Genomic DNA, 17,488 nt, shown 5'->3' with positions numbered 1-17,488 from the left:
GACAGACTGTCGAAGGAAAAGCATGCCGTTTAAACTCAACGATGAGTTGGATAAACTTGTTGATACGCTTGCCCGTCAGGCAAACATGGAGCGTTGGTGCCATCGTTTGCTGTCAGCATTGCATCACACGCTGGATTTAACTTACCTGACACTCTTAGTGGAGCAGGAAGGGCAGACCCGTGTGCTGGCCAGCTGGATGGGAAATGAAGAGTTTAAGTATTATCTGCATCCTTTGTCGCTCTCTAACTATAATGGTGTGCCGCCTGAGCATCTGCTTGAAGTGAAGCAGCTCAGGCAAGCTATCAGTACCGTTGCGCAAAAACCCTTTAAGGCAATCTGGTCGAACAAACCAACGGAATGGCGACGGGTGCTTTTCCCGATCATCATGCATGAGAAGCCGGTCGCTTATCTGTATGCAGAAACGCAGCACCCCGAGCGGCTGGATGCCAACTTGCAAGCTTTTGAACGGGTTTTATTGCTGATTGCATCTGATATCAGTGTGCACATGCTCCGAGAAGAAGCGCTGACCCATAATATCAGTCGTCGAAGTGTTGAGGCTGAGTTAGAAGTACGGAATTACTCCCTGCGTGAATACCTCTCTTTATTAAAGCAGCTTCACGAAGTGACGTTGTCATTGGCTGAGGCCAGTGATCTCGACAGTTTATATAGAACGGCAATTGAACTCGGCAGAAAGAAACTCGGGATTGACCGTCTGGCGGTATTTCTGACAGATATTCAAAACGCGACCATGCAAGGGACCTATGGAACTGACCCGGAAGGCAATTTGGTGTCTCGTTATTCCTTTGTTAGTGATATTCCGGATCATCCGTTGGTGCATGAAGCATTGAGCCGGAAAGATGTTGTGGTCGTGAAGGAGAATGCCCCCCTTTATTTTGGGACACAACAGGTTGGCACGGGCTGGAATGCCATGATTTCAATGTGGAACGGTGATGACTGTATCGGCTGGGTTGCTGCAGATAACCTGATCAGTCAACGGAGCCTGACTGAGCACCAGAAAGAAATCATGAAACTGTTTGGTGCGGCATTGGGGCAGCAAATCGTGATTAAACGGAGTCATGAGGCGCTGACCAGGTTAAATGCTGAACTTGAGCAGCGGGTTCAACTGCGCACTCAGGAACTGCAACAGACGAATAAAGCCTTGGAAGAAGCCAATCGGCGGTTAGAAGCATGGTCGATGCAAGATGGATTAACCGGTGTCGCAAACCGACGTTTCTTTGATCTGACCCTGAAACGCTACTGGCAGGTGGCCAGTCGTAAGCAATTACCTTTAAGTATCATTATTCTGGATGTCGACCATTTTAAAGCCTTTAATGATACTTATGGTCATCAGAGAGGCGATGTCTGCCTCAAGCAAGTTGCGGTCACGCTGGAAAAGTTGGCGCATCATCATGAAAAAGCGGTGTTCAGCCGCTATGGCGGAGAGGAGTTTGTCTGCCTGCTTCCGAATACGGCTGCCAATGAAGTTCGTGTACTGGCCGATGACATGCTGAACGCTGTGCTGCAACTGGGGATTCCTCATTCTGGAACGCGGGAGGGGACAATCAGTATCAGCATGGGGCTGTATACCCGGGTGCCTTCGTCTGAGACTCAGGAAGAAATGTTGCTGGCAGGTGCTGATCAGGGTTTATATCTGGCAAAACAGCGTGGAAGGAATCAATACTTTCAATGGGATGACACCATGAAGGCAGAAAAAGCCTACCAAGGTGTACATATCGCAAGCTGATTGAATAATTAATACATGCTTAAGTTTTAATTTGTGACATCAATCAATTTTTTCTGGTAATTCAGCCCTGAATAGCGCACAATGCGCGCCTTAGTCGAGGCCCATGCTTGTGGATACAGTTGCTGAACCGTGTTAAAAGGCAAAGGGGCCCCGTTTTCGTTCCATCATCTATTGGGATCCCAATGCAAGAATCTGTTACAGAATTTCGCCAGTTAGAACTGGCCGACACTATTTTATCCGCACTTGACGCGATGGGCTTCGTAGCGCCGACTCCTATTCAGGCGGCTTCTATTCCTCTTTTGCTTACAGGTACTGATGCGCTGGGTCAGGCTCAGACAGGTACAGGTAAGACGGCAGCATTCTCTCTGCCTCTGTTAAATAAGATTAACCTAAAGCAACATAAGCCGCAGGCAATCGTGATGGCTCCGACTCGTGAGCTGGCGATTCAGGTTGCTGCTGAGATCAAGAATCTGGGTCAAAACATTCAGGGCCTGAAGGTTCTGGAAATCTACGGTGGTGCATCTATCGTAGACCAGATGCGTGCTCTGAAATCTGGCGCTCACATTGTTGTGGGTACGCCGGGTCGTGTGAAAGACCTGATCAGCCGCGATCGTCTGCATCTGGATGAAGTACATACCTTCATTCTGGATGAAGCCGATGAAATGCTGAAAATGGGCTTTGTTGACGACGTGACCTGGATCCTGGAGCAAGCACCAGAATCTGCTCAGCGCGTTCTGTTCTCTGCAACCATGCCTCCAATGGTGAAGGAAATCGTTGATCGTTTCCTGCGTGAGCCTGCACGCATTGACGTTGCGGGTGAAAACCGTACTGTTGCGAAAGTAGAACAGCAGTTCTGGGTCGTGAAAGGCGTAGAGAAAGACGAAGCAATGATTCGTCTGCTGGAAACTGAAGAAACTGACGCATCCATCGTGTTCGTTCGTACTCGTCAGGATACCGAGCGTCTGGCCGACTGGCTGTCGTCTCGTGGCTTCAAAGCTGCGGCACTGCACGGTGACATTCCACAGTCTCTGCGTGAGCGCACCGTTGATCATATCAAACGTGGTGTGATCGACATTCTGGTTGCAACTGACGTTGTTGCCCGTGGTCTGGATGTTCCGCGTATTACACACGTATTCAACTACGATATTCCGTTTGATGTAGAATCTTACATCCACCGTATCGGTCGTACGGGTCGTGCAGGACGTAAAGGTAAAGCAATTCTGCTGGTTCGTACTAACCAGATCCGTATGCTGCGTACCATTGAGCGTGTTACGAAGTCTCGTATGGAAGAAATTCAGCTTCCGATGCGTGACGATGTTGCTTTGGCGCGTCTGGATCGACTGGGTAAGGAACTGGAAGAGCAGAAAGAAAGTGCAAGTTTGGAAGCTTTTGTTGAGCTGATTGAAAAACTGCAAGAATCTGTTGAAGTTGATGCGACCACCCTGGCTGCAATTCTGCTGAAACGCCAGCAAGGCAATCGTCCTCTGTTCTACAAAGGTCCAGACCCGATGATTGCTGCGATCGAGCGTGAAAAACAACGTCGTGATCGCCGTGGTGAACGCGGAGAGCGGGGCGAGCGTGGTGAACGCGGCGAACGTCGTGAGCGTCGTCAGTACAATGCTGCAGACTGGGATACGTATCAGTTGCAGGTTGGCCGTGAGCAAGGCGTTCAGGTGAAAGACATCGTTGGCGCGATTGCAAACGAGCTGGGCCTGAGCAAAGACTTCATTGGTGCGATTAAGCTGGCGCCTGAACATACTTATGTTCAGCTGCCGAAGAAGATGAGTTCAGAGGTTGTTTCGCAACTGAAGAAACTTCGTATTCGCCAGAACGAAGTGAAAGCTGTGGTTGTTGAAGATAACGTGTTGCGTGAGCATCGCCGTGGCGGTCGTGATGGCGGCAATCGTGATGGTGGTTTCCGACGTGGTGGCAACCGCGAAGGTGGCCAGCGTGAAGGCGGTTTCCGTAATCGTCGCGAAGGTGAGCGTCGCTTTGACCGTAATCGTGGTGGCGATCATCGTGGCAGTTTCCGTGGTGAGCGTAACCACGGTCAGCGTCAGGAACGCAGCAAACCAAGTTTTGACTGATTCACATCAAAGTGAAATAGTCGAGATATCAAAGACCGGGGGAAACCCCGGTTTTTTTGTATCTGAAATCGCGTGATGATGTAGCGTTATCCCCAGCGCTTTCAGGATGCCTGTCCTGGTAATGTCAGTGCTCTCTGTGAAATTCTGTGGTGGGCAAGCGAATCGTTGAATCGGTGAGGCGAACAATGCATCCAGCGACGGATGAATTGCCTCTTCTGGATGCGGTACGGTTTTCGTTCGCGTTCAAAAGCATGTCTCTGAAATCATCAAAGTCGATCATTTCAAATGCTTGTCAGAAATGTTGGTAGCGAATTTGAAATCCGTAATAAATTTATTAATTTAGTTTATTGAATAAAACAGATATTTATTTCACTTTAGATAACGCTTTTTTATAATTATCTTTTATACTACTTACAACCTTATTAATTGTTGATATTCATCTCAAGTTATGAATAATAACTTGATTTTAAGTTTAATATTTATACGCATTGCAAATATTCAATGATAAGGGTTTAAGCTCATGCTGAAAGGAATATCCATTCGAAATCAGGTTCTTACTCCAGTAATAATATCGGCGATATTATTACTGGTATCCGTGGTTTTATCTGAAAAGGTATTGGATGATACTGTCAGTGAATTAAACTCAGCTTCTCAACAATCGTTATCTTTAAAAGATGATGTCGCTCAATTGATTGAAAGCACCTATGCAATGCGTGTCGCTGCAATTTATGCACTTTATGATGAAACGCAACTCAGTACCCTCAGAAATACCCTGGTTCAGCGGGAAACCGAGATTAAGCAATTACTCCCTGCGTTAAAGCACTTTCAGGGAGCAGCATCAGAACTGGCTTCGCTTGAAGCGGCGGTGGACGATTACCTGAGCTACAGTCGTCAGACGATGCTTGATGTGCTGAAACAGCGGCATAACGGCAGCATGTCTGATCAGGATTTCAACGCATACGTTATTCCTTATCGCAATAAAGGCAATGTACTGATTCAGCGGATTCAGACACTCTCTCAGAAGCTGAATGTTTTATCGGCAGAGTACAGAGACCAACAGGTTGCTCATCATGATGATGTTCAGGTTTGGAGCCTGTTGGCCAGTGTTGGCACCATTGTTGTTGGCCTATTGACTGGCTGGATTTTATCGGGTTTTATTGCAAGCCCGCTGTCTGCATTGAGTGGGCAGGTGCAGCAGTTTTCTAAAGGTGAATTAGAAATCTCTGCCTATTTGCCGGGCACAAATGAGCTGAGCAAGCTGGGACAAAATATCGATTCAATGGCAGCGAATCTTCGCTCAATTGTTTCCGGTCTGCGTCATATTGGTGATAACACCGCAGCATCAACAGCCGAACTGGCAACCGTGATGAAAGAATCAGAGCACAATGCCGTACGTCAGAGCCGTGAAATCGAACAAATCGCTTCGGCCATCGAAGAATTGGCAACCTCAGCCAGAGAGGTCTCAGGCATAGCATTTCAGGCCGATGAGGGTGCGAAAGTTGCTGTTCAGATCACGGATGAAGGTGAACAGATGTTCAGGCAAGTCTCTCAGGCAACGCAGCAGATGAGTCAGGGTGTTGGCGCAGCTGTCGTTGAAATTGAAGAACTGGAGCAGGCTTCGGCTCAGATTGCCGGTGTGCTCGAAGTGATTCATGCTATTTCTGAGCAAACAAACTTACTGGCTTTGAACGCAGCCATTGAAGCAGCCAGAGCAGGGGAAAGCGGGCGAGGCTTTGCGGTGGTCGCAGATGAAGTGCGCCAACTGGCAGCCAGAACCCAGCAGTCGACCGGTGATATTCAAAACATCATTGAAGAACTTCAGACGCGTTCGCAGTCAGCCAGTCAATCGATGAACAACATGGCTGAACTCTTGGAAAATAATATGCATCTTGAGGAAAGAGCATCGCAGGCATTGGGGAATATCAAAGCAGCGATTACCGAAATTGGTGATTTGAACCATCAGGTCGCGGAATCGTCAGAACAGCAGACTGAAGTAACACAAACAATCAATGAAAACCTGGCCAATATTCATGATATTGTTTCGACGAATGCAACAGGCATCAGTCAGTGTGCAGCTTCCAGCCGCGAAATTTCACAATTAGCAGAGAATATGGCCCATCAGCTACAGTTCTTCAAATTCACGAAGTAGTCTGCCATCGAGCTGAGCATGATTGCTCAGTAGAATCAAAGTGAAGCGACCAGCACCGGGATATTTCATTCGAATATCATTTGTGCTGGTTCTTGTTGCTTCAGGCCTTTTTTGTTCTGGTGCTCCATTTCCTGAACGCGTCCGATTAAATAATCTTTAAAATTGACGCAACGGGCGGGCATATATTTGCGGGGCTTAAAGTAAAGATTCAGTTCAAATTGGCTGTTGACATAATTTTTGAGAATCGGTTGCAGTCGACCTTCCTTTAAGTCATGGCAAACAAGGCTATAGGGCAGGTAAGCGATACCACCGCCAGCCAGAGCAATATTTCTTAAAATTTCACTGTCGTCGGCCTCTACCGTTTGCGAAATTTCAACCGTGTTATATTCACCGTTCTGCTCGAATATCCATTTATTCCCCCCAACGAGCGTGGTGGCATACAGACAAAAGTGGCTTTTCAGCTCATCGGGTAAAATGGGTTCGCCATGCTGAGCAATATAATGTGGCGAACAGCAGGCGACTAAGGGTTCACGGAGCAGAGAACGTTTCACCAATAAACTGTCTTTATCCTGCAAACCCCGGTAAGTAGCATGCGCGCGAATGGCAAAATCGACATCATGGACATGATCAACTTCAAAAGCGGTCTCGATGACGACAAAATTGATCGACGGATGAATCTGAACATACTCCCCAATGATCTGACTGAGATAATACTTGGCGAACAGAGGCGTACTGGCAACCCGTATTAAGCCTTTATCTTCATTACTGAGGTTTTGCACTTCATTAAAGACATCATTGATCTGGCTGTTAATCAGGCTGAATCGGTCATATAGTCGCTGCCCAGCCTGTGTGGGTGATATTTTTCGGGTTGTACGTTTGAGTAAGCTGACCCCCATGCTTTCTTCAAGCTCAGTGAGCCAGCGGCTGCCGGCAGACGCAGATATTCCGTACTGCTTCGCGGCTTCACTCAGTGAACCACTTCGCACTACATGTAGAAAAAAAACTACTTTATCGAGCATGCTCTGCAACAGATCCTTGTTCAATTCCTTTCTTATATTTATAGCAAAGGCTTGGTTCAATACCAGTGAAGAGTTGATGAAGCCTGGAATGTTTGCAATAAGTCATTGTTAAATAAGAAACAGAGAAAATTGACCTTGTGTCAGAAAATGATGATGTCTTCTGCCGCTCTCACTTTCATTTGACGATAATCGCGGGGCAGTTGTAGTTGGATAAATCAATGATTCGGCAGAATTTTAGGTGACATCTGCCGGGGGATCGCAAAGGTGAATTGCAGCTTTGAGTGTAATCATTTGATTTATTTCATCTAAAATCAGGATTGAATGAAGTGAGCAGGGAAGCGGTGTGCCCGCACTGTATTCGATTTTCACTTCGGCATTTCGAACCAAGAGGGAAAGACTATGTTAGACAACAAGGTTTGCATTGTAACGGGAGGCGCGCAGGGCATAGGCCGTTGTATTGTGGAGACCTTTGCCAGGCATCAGGCAGAAATCGTGTATGCCTGTGATATGAACGCGGCTGCAATGGCTGATTTGGAGAAAACTTACAAAAATGTGAAGGCCATTGAGCTGAATGTCTGTGATCGGGAAGCAATAAATCGCTTTCTTGATGACATCACCAAAGAATTCGGTCGTGTTGATGTGCTGGTCAACAACGCTGGGATCACTCGAGATAACCTGATTGAGAAAATGTCGGTTGAAGAGTGGGATATGGTGATAGACGTGAACCTGAAAGGGGTGTTCAACATGACGCAGGCGGTTGCGCCGCTCATGATGGAAACAGGAAGTGGCTCAATTATCACCATGTCTTCCGTTGTGGGCACGGACGGTAATATCGGTCAGAGTAATTATGCGGCGACAAAAGGCGGCGTGATTGCGATGACCAAAGGCTGGGCAAAGGAATTTTCCCGAAAAGGGGCGCAGGTCAGAGCGAACTGTATTGCGCCAGGGTTTATTGAAACACCGTTAACGGTGAACCTGCCTGAGAAAATTCTGGATTATATGAAATCTAAAACGCCGCTTCAGCGGATGGGAAAACCGCAAGATATTGCAAATGGCGCGCTGTTTCTGGCCAGTGAACAATCATCCTTTATCACGGGTCAAACGCTGAAAATTGATGGTGGATTGGTGATTTAAATTGCTGAATCATTGGTGAGTGTTGCACATAAAAGCCTTGAAAAATCGAGGCTTTTTTCTTTTTTAGCGCTGTAATTGCGATCATGATTCAAGAGTGCGGAAGTGGTCAAATGTCCTATTCTGTGAAGGGATTGTGCGAAGTGTAAATATGCAGAAATTTTCTTTAACTATTATCTTTAACACCGTATTATTTTGCCACTTTGCAAGTTTTTGAGGTTGTGAGCGTGCTTTCTGGTTTTATTTCGCCAAGTTTGCTGTTGATCGTCGCAGTGTGTTTAATCACCCTTGCGATCGCATTGCAAAGACAGTGGCTTTGGCTGACACGCTTCTCACTGGTTGGGTTGTTGATTGCCGCTGCAATGGTGGTGAAATATCAATATCAGGATTTGCAGTCTGTGGGCTCCTGTCTGCACCGTATCGAAAATCCCCGTACCATTCAGCATGGCTGCATGCGGATCGATTAATCTCCCGTTGGTTCATTTTTAGTCACCTGGTTCTCTTCTCGCTCATTCCTGCTCTTTGTCTGTCATTTTGCTGTGAACTCTTCCCGGAGAGGATGTTTTCTCATGCTTCAATCGCTAAGCTTGCTCAAAAAGCATGTGGAGCAGTCGAATGAAAAAGTTATTCATTGCCGGTATGGCAAGCCTTGTACTGGCAGGGTGTGGTTCAGATTCAAATGATCAGACCACTGGTCAGGTATCACTGGGTATGTCTGATGCACCCGTTGATGGTCTGAAGAACGTGTGTGTCGCCTTCAACAAGATCACGGTTCACCATTCGGGAGGCAGTGAAACGTCTTGGGGAACCACATCTTTTGCTGCCGATCAGAGCTCAGCATCTTGTATTCCAAACGGATTGTCGATTCCTCTGGATCTGAATGGAAACCCTGAGTTTATGGTGATCAACCTGCTTGATTATCAGGGCAGTAACGCATTGCAGGTGCTGAGTGATGAAGTGTTACTGGCCGGAAAATATACACAAATGCGTCTGTCTGTGCTGGAAAAAGGGAGTTATACCGATGGGACACCTTATTCCCATGTGGTGACAGATACCGATGCCGTGGAAGGGATTCGTGTTCCAAGCGGAGAACTGAAGCTGGATGGCTTCACGGTCGAAGCGGATGCAACACAGGCTTATACCATCGAATTTGATCTTCGCAAGAGTATGGTGCTGAATGCCAATGGTTATCAACTGAAGCCACGTGGGGTGCGAGTGGTTGAGAACACATCCGTCGCGACCATTAGTGGCAAGGTAGATGCGGCGAACTGCAGTAGTGATTTATCCAATGCTTTCGTTTATCTCTATCCACTGTCCAATGGTGGCCAGTTTGGCGATTTGGGTTCAGAGAATGAACCACTGACATCAGCCGCAGTCGATCAGACCACGGGTCAGTATGCTATTGGCTATCTGCCTTTGGATACTTATGATCTGAATCTGGTGTGTAACGGAAATGAAGACGATCCAGAGCAAGCCGGTGATACGCTGATTGTTGATCAAACAATACTTGATCAGATCTTAGGGACAGACGGTCTGACTGTGAACTTCTGACAAACGTCGATAAAAAACATCGAAAGGTTCATGCCGATCAGTGAAGTAATTGCTCAGTCGTATGATCTTACAGGTGAGTGAAAAAGCCCTCAAACATGATGTTTGAGGGCTTTTTTAATGCCTGAACATTGGCATGATGTTGATGGTTTTGCTTCACCTGAATTACTTTCTGTTGTCGTGATGCTATTGCCGGAAAGTATCGTGAATGTCCCGAGCCATCAGCAATGTTGATGAGCAGACTCAAAGCGAATCCCTGAAAGTCAGAAGCCTATCTGAAGTTAGTTCTGTGTGACAGGCCAAAAGGGCAGCGACTTGAATCCTGTTGTTGCTCACTATCTTATCGGCCGATGGGGAAAAGCCCACGATCTGTTCATCATGCCGATACTAGAAGTTCCACCATAATCCTAAAGTCTGGGAACGGCAGCATGGCTCGTAGCTGTGGTTCGTGAAAGCAGCCGTCATCACCCTCAACCCAAGAACTTTCGATAGTTTTTCTAATGCCAAACGAGAAGTGTGTGAAATCCCTCACCTTGGCGTATTTTCTCGTTTGTAGTTTTCGGGGATATGGTGATACTGCCGCTGAAGTTACGAACCTTGTGTTTGTCGGCTTTCTTTAACTTTTACCGAGCTGGATACCTGCCCTTCAAACTTCTTCAAAAAACCATCTACATTCAGACCTGCAAAGAATGATAGGGCATACAGCAACGTCTCTGGGTGCTCAACTGAAGTCGAACCTACGGCGACAAGACCCGCAGAGATAACCAGATAAGTGACGTAACCCATTAGGCCGGACGCAAAAGGTCGGAATAAATACCAAACAATCCAGACTTCGTCCCATTGCTTTCTTACACTGTAATTCAGGTACACCGCTCGCAAGCAATAGAGGACACCGCCACTAACGGCCACCAGCACACACCCGATAATTTGCTTAATCGACACAATCCAAGGAGGGGGAGCGTTAGTAGCAATCAAGTACCAGAACCCTATGGATGCCATTAGCAGCAAAAGAAGATAGATACCTACAGCGATAGCACCGAGCAAATCTCTTCCTGTGTAGGTTTTAAGCTGTGCTGGCTGCTCTTGTCTGGTATTCGGCTGCTCTGGCTCAACTACCTGCTGCTCTTGTTGAATTTCACTTAACATTAAATCGATATTCCTTTTTACCGTCTGTTAGAGCGACATAGCTTTGTTCGATCCCCGTCGTTCCAAGAATAAGCATGATGAAGTAATTAAGCTGATGCTCGGAGTCTAAGAAGGTACTTCGAATCGCTTGGGTGTCATCCCAAGAGGGGGTTGGATTGCTACAAGGGTGAGTATGCCAATCACCGAGGTAGTGCAGCCCGTTTTTGAAGTTCTTCTGTATTGTCTTGTTGGCTTCCCGCTTATTCCATGAAAAGCCAAAGCGAGATCTCTTGTCAGCTCGGCTAGGGGAGGATACAGATAAGACCGTCACCACACCTGAACGGATTTCCCCAAACAGAAAACCACCAGCCTCATCTTTGTTACCAGTTTGCTTGAACTGGTGTAACTGGTTGATGGCATTTCTCGAAAAATACACCGATAGCCCATCTAAAGATAGGGAAGTGAACTCAATCGGCGCAGCCTGACTAGACGACTTTGAGGATTTTAGAGCCATCTCCGATCTCTCCATGCTTTTGTTCCCAACCCTGATTCCATTGGCCATCTACTGATTGCAAAAGCTTTCGGCTCCCTACCCACACTCGATAGCTATCATCCTGAATGCCTTCACAAGCAAGCTCAGTGACAGTCTCTACTATCATGCTATGCCCGAAACTAAGCTCTACACCGCCGTATGGCTGGAATATGCCACCGCAGAAATGCGTTTCCTTTATGGTTTGGTGGTCAAATTTGGCACAGCTATCCAGTAGACCTCCGGTGTTATCAAATAGAGATCCATAGCTAAAGCTACCAGCCTTGTTGACATAGCAGTGGGTAGCTACAGCGTGTGCCTCTGTAAAGCAAAAAACAACACTGCTCGTAAGGCTGTTATTTTCTATTATCTCCTGTATGGCCTTATCTGATGCCCACTCAGCTGTGGCGCTAATGACTAAATCACATTTCGTTGTCAGTTCCTCTACAGCCTTTTCGTCGACAAACCATTCATGACTCCCTGCATACAGAACATCTACCCAAGGGTAGTTTCTCTGAATATGATTCTCGCATGCTAAGGCCTTATTGATACCTACATAGTCCATTCCAAGAAGGTGTCTACCGACATTGGCCGCCTCAAGTGGCTCCCCGTCACACAACACGAACTTACAAAAACCAGCTTTAATGAGTAGAGGGAGTAGACTAGAACCAACAGATCCAAGCCCAATAATACCAATGGTAGTTCCGCTGGTTGCTGGGAGAGATGGGTTAGAGTCTCTGCCTAGCACCCATGATGGATCTCTGCGCTCTACCCCCATTCCACGGATACCTATTTGTGCACACCTAGCTTCAAGGTTTCGAAAAAAGATACGTCCATCTCTAAAGCCATTTCCTGCTTTTACTGACGGCAGGTTGTGCTGCCCAGCATTACCTCTTGTGCTAATCCCGCTCACGCATCTCATCGCAGTGATGATTGCTCCATTGGGAGTATTGGTCTGCACTAGGAATGCTGGGTCTCGGAGATTAGAACCCATGATGTAAGAGATTGCAGCTATCGCTTGAACGTGATCGGCACCTTGGGTTTTCAGTATCGATAAAATATCGCCAATTTTCGTGGGGTACTCCGATGGCTTCCAAGCGTCAGGCAAATTAAGAAGAAACGTGGTAGAGCAGAGCTTTCGGCTCGGTTTCAGGCCAATATTAGTAAGCCATCTCTTAAGCTCATCTTCGGTATCAGCAAATATGACACCTTTGGTGCTGTCATACGCTACATGTATCTGTCGAGATGTACGGTTTTTGACGTTACATAAGCTTGTCGCTTTCTTTTCTCTTGGATAGGTCGTATAAGATCGCTCCCAGTAGCTAAGCATCCCATTACTGAAGTCATCATCTAGCTTGCCGGAGATTGTCTCTTCCACCAGCAAGCAACTATCTCTGATTAGATGCTCGATATAGGTAATGTCTTGCGGATCAAAAGAAACGTCATCACCCCAAACACAAAGCTTGCCTTGCTCTTCAACGTGAGGGTACTTTAAGACCTCCAGTTTGGGGTGAGTATAGATATTCGGGATGCTGAAGGGAAAAGTAGGTTTGGCCGCTACTATTAATTGAATCGCCTTACCATTTTCAGGGTGTCTGATATCGGTTTCGATTCTCCAATAGGCTAAATAGGGGCTTGAGGTAATCCTCAAGCCCTGCATTTCTCCTTCAGATAACCGCTTAACCGAATACCTGTCAGAAAGAAACTCACCTAACTTTTCAACTAAAGCTGAGTGATTATTAGGCATACGTGCTCTTTCCGCCTTTCTTAACCGCTGCTGGGTTGGTAACCTTAGAAAAGTTACGATTTTCAGTTTTATTCACCTTCTTTGGTGTGCCTGTTGAGAATGTAATCATGAGCGAGTTAGGGTTCTCATCACTATCAATCCCTTCTTCAGCCACGGCAAAAAACTGATCCTTATCATTGAGGATATTCTCGTACTCTTTTCTTGCTAATTTTGAGGGAGGGGTCTTACTATCCTTTCCGAACTCTTGACTGCTGCAAAGGATTACTGCGTCTTCGTTTGCGCGACTCAAAGCTGCGTGTGCCGAATTGCTCACCTTAGGATCGTCGCATTGAGACTCGCTGTCATTGGATAGTGATCGCCAAGAGCAGTGGTGTGGTGCCAGAAGAACGTCATAGTTAAGCTCATCAAGGCAATCATTATCCTTAAGTTTGTCGTGAAGTACTTCCCAGCACTTTACTTCTGCATCCCCGCCAACAAGAAATGAGTGCGTGTAGTGTACATCAGAGCCAGATTTTTTATCTTGGATTGTATTACCTAAATCGAAGCGGATAATTGCGCTGGAGTTGTTCTTTGTTAGCTCCTCTTCGTCTTCGGCTACCTCCTGTTTGTCAGCAGGACCAAGCAAGAATGCACTGAGAGAGTCGTCATCTATGCCGGACTTGCCATGGAATGAGGTGTAAAGGTCGGCAACAATATTCTCGATATCATCAGTTTTACCATCTTCATCAGAAGAAAGGATGAGAATTCGATTACCTTTTTCGCCAATTTTTTCGTTTTCACGATAGAGCTTAACTCGACGCTTAGCTTCTGTGTTGAATTTTACTGCATCGTCGCAAAGCGTGTTGTTGCCATCAGCATTTTTTGAGGTCGCTCGACGGAATACACGAGGTGATGACCAAATTTCGTGGATGATGATTTTATTGGACTTTTTACTCCAGCTATCTGGATCACCAGTATGGAACATGGTGTCAAATCCGGTTATGTGATCTGCATCAGGGTGTGTAAGAACAAACACATCCACAAAAAGTCGGCCATCTTCGTCAGTGTTCAGGTGATCTCTCAAGCGATCTTCTAAGTATTTGTAGTCAGAGCCTGATCTTCGATAGCAGTCAATCAAGATCTTTTTGTTATTTTTGGTGGTGATTAGGGTCATATCTCCGTTATCAACAGGAAAAACCTCTATTGATAATTCTGCCATAATTGCACTCCATAAATAAGATAATTGGATAATCAATGGTCAATTGATACGCACATCAGACCATTAGTAAAAATGAAATACAACTCTTGACAAGAACTGATTTAGGGATGTTTTTTATTGATGAATTAGACACTTACGATATGGTAAATTACAATCCCTTTCGTGGCCTTAGGGAATTAATAGTGTTGACTAAAGGAGTTGATTGGTTGATGTATAAAAAAACGGAAAATGTGATCCGTCTCAAATATGAGGATTTACGGTTTGGCTGCAATTTATTGATAGGTCTTTGAGGTCGTGCCAAGCGGTGCCATTTATTTTGTATTTGGCGATCAGTGTCATTCTGAGTGTATGTGTCTGTCCACTTCCCCTATGCTGATATCCTGAGGCGCACTTCAGTCGCTTACACCGTTAGATCCTGGCTTTAAACGACAGACTTTGCGCTACATCAATCAACTTTAGATCTACGCTGGAGGGGGTGGTGGGTAATACTATAATTTAGATATAAATTCACCCACCCATATCCAGGAGAAATCTCATGTTTGCCAAACGTTGTTCTTATATTCTCGCTGGAAAAACACATCCCAAAGCGCTGGTGACAGTCAATCCCATCGGGACCCTTCATATCGATGTCAAAGATGAGAAACGTGAGCTTGACGGCGATTTTGAAGATTTATGCTTTCAAGACAAAGGGAAAGTCACTGTCCTTGTCTGTCAGAAACACGACAGGCCAAAGCAGCTTTGTTGGCATGTTGAACTCTCTGGTCAGGATGCCAAAGAGCTTACTCGGCTGATTGATGAAGCCGAGGATGAATATGAGACCCTGATGAGTGATCTTTGCTGAAAAAACGGCCCAACCGAAGGACCGTTCGTATCTGTAAAATCCGCGATGTGGTTTGCGTCAAACATCTGAAGTGACAGATGCCAGTCCAAGACGTTTTTCAGACCTGATTATTTCGCTGTGCCCAAGTACCAAGCAACACAAAGGTGCCAAGCACGACAGTCAGCAGCCAGAGATTGCTTAACCCAGTCAGTTTTGTAGCGAGCCACGGAGAAACGGCAACAATCAACAGACCGTAGCCAAAAGCATTGACGAAAATAAATGCGCAGGTGCGAATGAGAAAGTTGGTTCCCGACAGGTAACGTCTCAAGATCATGTTGATATCGGAACCGAATACCACAAGCAAACATGCCATCATCGCCATTGAAATATCACTGATCCAGGGGCGCATCCACTGACCAGATTCAGCTAAATAATGTAGTACTGTATCCATAAATGATTGATGTCAAACAAAAGGAGTCATTCGTGAAGGACAGGATACGCTGTGTCAGAGGAACGATGAATGTCACCATGTGTGAGATGCAGAGAAGATCACAGAATGTCTTTAACGTTCAGAGGCTTTGTTTCACTGGACATTTGACGGTGGATTCAGACAATAGAAAGAGCGTCGTCACATTAGAAAGAGCGTTATGTTACACATCTCGAATACCGTTCAGATCGCTGACTGGGAAATTGAAATTTCAGCAATTCGTGCTCAGGGAGCCGGTGGTCAGAACGTCAATAAAGTTTCCAGCGCAATTCACCTGCGTTTTGATATCCAGCGCTCCAGCTTGCCTGCCATCTATAAAGAAAAGTTATTGAGCCTGTCTGATCAACGGATCACCAAAGACGGGGTGATCATTATTAAGGCCCAGCAGTTCCGGACACAGGAACAAAACAGAGAAGATGCTTTGCAAAGACTCCAGCAATTGATTCAGTTGGCGATGAAGCAGGAAAAGAAACGCAGAGCAACCAAGCCAACCCGGGCCTCTCAGCAACGTCGTATGGATCAGAAATCGCAGCGGGGTCAGGTGAAGTCGATGCGAAGCAAAGTGAAATACTGAAGGTGAAATAAAAAGTCTTTTAAAATGCTTGTTTATTCGCATGGGGAAGGCTGGCATACTGAGAGCCTCTTCAAATTTTCTGATGATTCCAAGTGGTGATGACAAGGATGAAAAGCATTAATTCTGTCGCAGTCGTGGGCGGCACGCACGGCAATGAATTCAGTGGTATTTACCTATTGCGCCAATGGCAGCAAAACCCGCAGCGCATTACCCGAGATACTTTTACAACGCAGACGCTGTTTGCGAACCCAAAAGCGCATGAAGAGAACAAACGCTATGTCGATAGTGATCTGAACCGTCAGTTTGCGGTCGAAGATCTGGCAAACCCTGAGCTGGCGAATTACGAACAGAGCAGGGCTAAAGTGATGAATGAAATTTTGGGGCCAAAAGGCAACGCCAAGACAGATTTCATCATCGATTTACACAATACAACCAGTAACATGGGGCCGACGCTGATTGTGCTTCAGTCGGATGACTTCAACATCAAAATGGGCGCTTATGTGAAAGCCCGGATGCCGGAAGCCGTGGTTGTTTTTGAAGATCAGATCCCACTGGCCGATCATAAGTTTGTCAGCTCTATTGCCGCGCAGGGGGTGATTGTCGAAATCGGCCCGCAGCCGCAGTCTGTGATTCGTCAGGATGTGCTGGATTGGATGGATGCCATGACGGGTCACATTCTCGACTTTGTCGATTTGTATAATCAAGGCGAACTGCCAGCGCTGCCTGAAACTTACGAAGCATACCGGTATACCGAAACGTTAAAGCTACCTGAAAATGCGAAAGGTGAACGTATCGGTATGGTGCATAAACATGTACAGGACAACGACTTCAAACCCTTGCATGGCGGCGACCCAATCTTCACTTTATTTGATGGGACCGAGATACATTGGGAGGGTCACTACGAAGCGTATCCGCATTTTATTAATGAAGCGGCGTACTATGACAACAATCTGGCAATGTCTCTGGCCGAGAAGATCACGGTGACACTGTAAAAATTTCAGTGTGTACAGGTAGCTGCTGTCCTAACCAGCTCGCATGAACCGTATGATCAGCCAGTTCATTGGCCGAAACCGGATGGATCAGAACAGACAATCCCGCTCTGTTTTGGTCCAGCCAATCGACAAAGCCCGTCCTGTTATCGGCAAAGTGCATTTCAAACATCGGCTTATCATGCGGGCCAACTCGTCTTGGAACCAGCGGGAAAATAGCCAGAATATCATCTGTTCGTTCCACCATAATTTTTTGACGAACCTGTTCGGCTAACGCTTGCTGTGATAAATCAAAATATACGTGGGCGTGAAACATCATTTTCTCCTTTTGTGCGTTCATG

At 46.3% G+C, this 17,488-nt stretch carries 16 protein-coding genes; 9 read left to right on the top strand and 7 right to left on the bottom strand.

Annotation, left to right across the window (positions count from 1 at the left end):
• Positions 1 to 22 precede the first annotated feature (22 nt).
• From EA58_RS09775 to EA58_RS09765, 3 genes are all read left to right on the top strand, one after another.
• Entirely contained in the window at positions 23 to 1,744 is a 1,722-nt protein-coding gene (locus EA58_RS09775; protein WP_051641997.1) for a sensor domain-containing diguanylate cyclase, read from the top strand.
• Positions 1,745 to 1,926: 182 nt separating this feature from the next.
• Positions 1,927 to 3,831 (top strand): DEAD/DEAH box helicase, encoded by a 1,905-nt coding sequence (locus EA58_RS09770; RefSeq protein WP_036751861.1) that lies wholly within the window; start codon positions 1,927 to 1,929, stop codon positions 3,829 to 3,831.
• Positions 3,832 to 4,540: 709 nt separating this feature from the next.
• A complete protein-coding gene (locus EA58_RS09765) occupies positions 4,541 to 5,980 on the top strand; it encodes a methyl-accepting chemotaxis protein (protein ID WP_161781030.1) in 1,440 nt (479 codons plus the stop codon).
• A gap of 65 nt (positions 5,981 to 6,045) precedes the next feature.
• Here the strand turns inward: EA58_RS09765 and EA58_RS09760 are convergent, their stop codons facing one another.
• Positions 6,046 to 6,999: a LysR family transcriptional regulator gene (locus tag EA58_RS09760; protein WP_036751859.1), complete on the bottom strand. Its 954-nt coding sequence runs from the start codon at positions 6,997 to 6,999 to the stop codon at positions 6,046 to 6,048.
• Between the two features lie 399 nt (positions 7,000 to 7,398).
• Here EA58_RS09760 and fabG point away from each other — a divergent pair, with 399 nt between their 5' ends.
• The 3 genes from fabG (at position 7,399) to EA58_RS09745 (ending at position 9,681) form a co-directional block, all read left to right on the top strand.
• On the top strand, positions 7,399 to 8,133 hold the full coding sequence (gene fabG / locus EA58_RS09755) for a 3-oxoacyl-ACP reductase FabG (protein WP_036751858.1): 735 nt from the start codon (positions 7,399 to 7,401) through the stop codon (positions 8,131 to 8,133).
• Between the two features lie 224 nt (positions 8,134 to 8,357).
• Positions 8,358 to 8,597: a hypothetical protein gene (locus tag EA58_RS09750; RefSeq protein ID WP_036751857.1), complete on the top strand. Its 240-nt coding sequence runs from the start codon at positions 8,358 to 8,360 to the stop codon at positions 8,595 to 8,597.
• A gap of 148 nt (positions 8,598 to 8,745) precedes the next feature.
• Positions 8,746 to 9,681: a DUF4382 domain-containing protein gene (locus tag EA58_RS09745; RefSeq protein ID WP_036751855.1), complete on the top strand. Its 936-nt coding sequence runs from the start codon at positions 8,746 to 8,748 to the stop codon at positions 9,679 to 9,681.
• 585 nt (positions 9,682 to 10,266) lie between these two features.
• Here the strand turns inward: EA58_RS09745 and EA58_RS09740 are convergent.
• The 4 genes from EA58_RS09740 to EA58_RS09725 are packed head-to-tail and all read right to left on the bottom strand — an operon-like array spanning position 10,267 to position 14,277.
• Positions 10,267 to 10,824, bottom strand: a complete 558-nt coding sequence (locus tag EA58_RS09740; RefSeq protein ID WP_051641995.1) for a hypothetical protein — start codon at positions 10,822 to 10,824, stop codon at positions 10,267 to 10,269.
• Positions 10,814 to 11,317 (bottom strand): Mov34/MPN/PAD-1 family protein, encoded by a 504-nt coding sequence (locus EA58_RS09735; RefSeq protein ID WP_161781029.1) that lies wholly within the window; start codon positions 11,315 to 11,317, stop codon positions 10,814 to 10,816. The genes EA58_RS09740 and EA58_RS09735 overlap by 11 nt, the downstream gene beginning before the upstream one ends.
• On the bottom strand, positions 11,289 to 13,079 hold the full coding sequence (locus tag EA58_RS09730) for a ThiF family adenylyltransferase (RefSeq protein ID WP_036751851.1): 1,791 nt from the start codon (positions 13,077 to 13,079) through the stop codon (positions 11,289 to 11,291). Before EA58_RS09730 ends, EA58_RS09735 begins: the two co-directional genes overlap by 29 nt.
• Positions 13,072 to 14,277 carry a ComEC/Rec2 family competence protein gene (locus EA58_RS09725; RefSeq protein WP_036751849.1) on the bottom strand — a complete coding sequence of 402 codons (1,206 nt, stop codon included), beginning with the start codon at positions 14,275 to 14,277 and terminating at the stop codon, positions 13,072 to 13,074. Before EA58_RS09725 ends, EA58_RS09730 begins: the two co-directional genes overlap by 8 nt.
• Before the next feature lie 535 nt (positions 14,278 to 14,812).
• Between EA58_RS09725 and EA58_RS09715 the strand changes: the two genes are divergently transcribed.
• A complete protein-coding gene (locus tag EA58_RS09715; RefSeq protein WP_051641994.1) occupies positions 14,813 to 15,118 on the top strand; it encodes a hypothetical protein in 306 nt (101 codons plus the stop codon).
• Between the two features lie 97 nt (positions 15,119 to 15,215).
• On the opposite strand, the gene EA58_RS09710 is transcribed toward EA58_RS09715, so the two are convergent.
• Complete coding sequence (locus EA58_RS09710) at positions 15,216 to 15,548, bottom strand: DUF3392 domain-containing protein (RefSeq protein WP_036751845.1); 333 nt, start codon at positions 15,546 to 15,548, stop codon at positions 15,216 to 15,218.
• Between the two features lie 196 nt (positions 15,549 to 15,744).
• On the opposite strand from EA58_RS09710, the gene arfB reads away from it, so the two are divergent.
• Both arfB and EA58_RS09700 read left to right on the top strand, forming a co-directional pair.
• Entirely contained in the window at positions 15,745 to 16,158 is a 414-nt protein-coding gene (gene arfB, locus EA58_RS09705) for an alternative ribosome rescue aminoacyl-tRNA hydrolase ArfB (RefSeq protein ID WP_036751843.1), read from the top strand.
• A 107-nt stretch (positions 16,159 to 16,265) separates the two neighbouring features.
• A complete protein-coding gene (locus EA58_RS09700; RefSeq protein WP_036751841.1) occupies positions 16,266 to 17,150 on the top strand; it encodes an aspartoacylase in 885 nt (294 codons plus the stop codon).
• On the opposite strand, the gene EA58_RS09695 is transcribed toward EA58_RS09700, so the two are convergent.
• The gene (locus EA58_RS09695; RefSeq protein WP_036751839.1) at positions 17,134 to 17,463 is read right to left on the bottom strand and encodes a DOPA 4,5-dioxygenase family protein; all 330 of its coding nucleotides are present in this window, start codon (positions 17,461 to 17,463) and stop codon (positions 17,134 to 17,136) included. The genes EA58_RS09700 and EA58_RS09695 overlap by 17 nt on opposite strands.
• Between the last annotated feature and the right edge of the window lie 25 nt (positions 17,464 to 17,488).

This window comes from Photobacterium galatheae (assembly GCF_000695255.1).
GTDB classification, from domain to species: Bacteria; Pseudomonadota; Gammaproteobacteria; order Enterobacterales; family Vibrionaceae; genus Photobacterium; species Photobacterium galatheae.
Note: the sequence above shows the minus strand (reverse complement) of the source record. Positions and strands in the feature narration are given on the sequence as shown.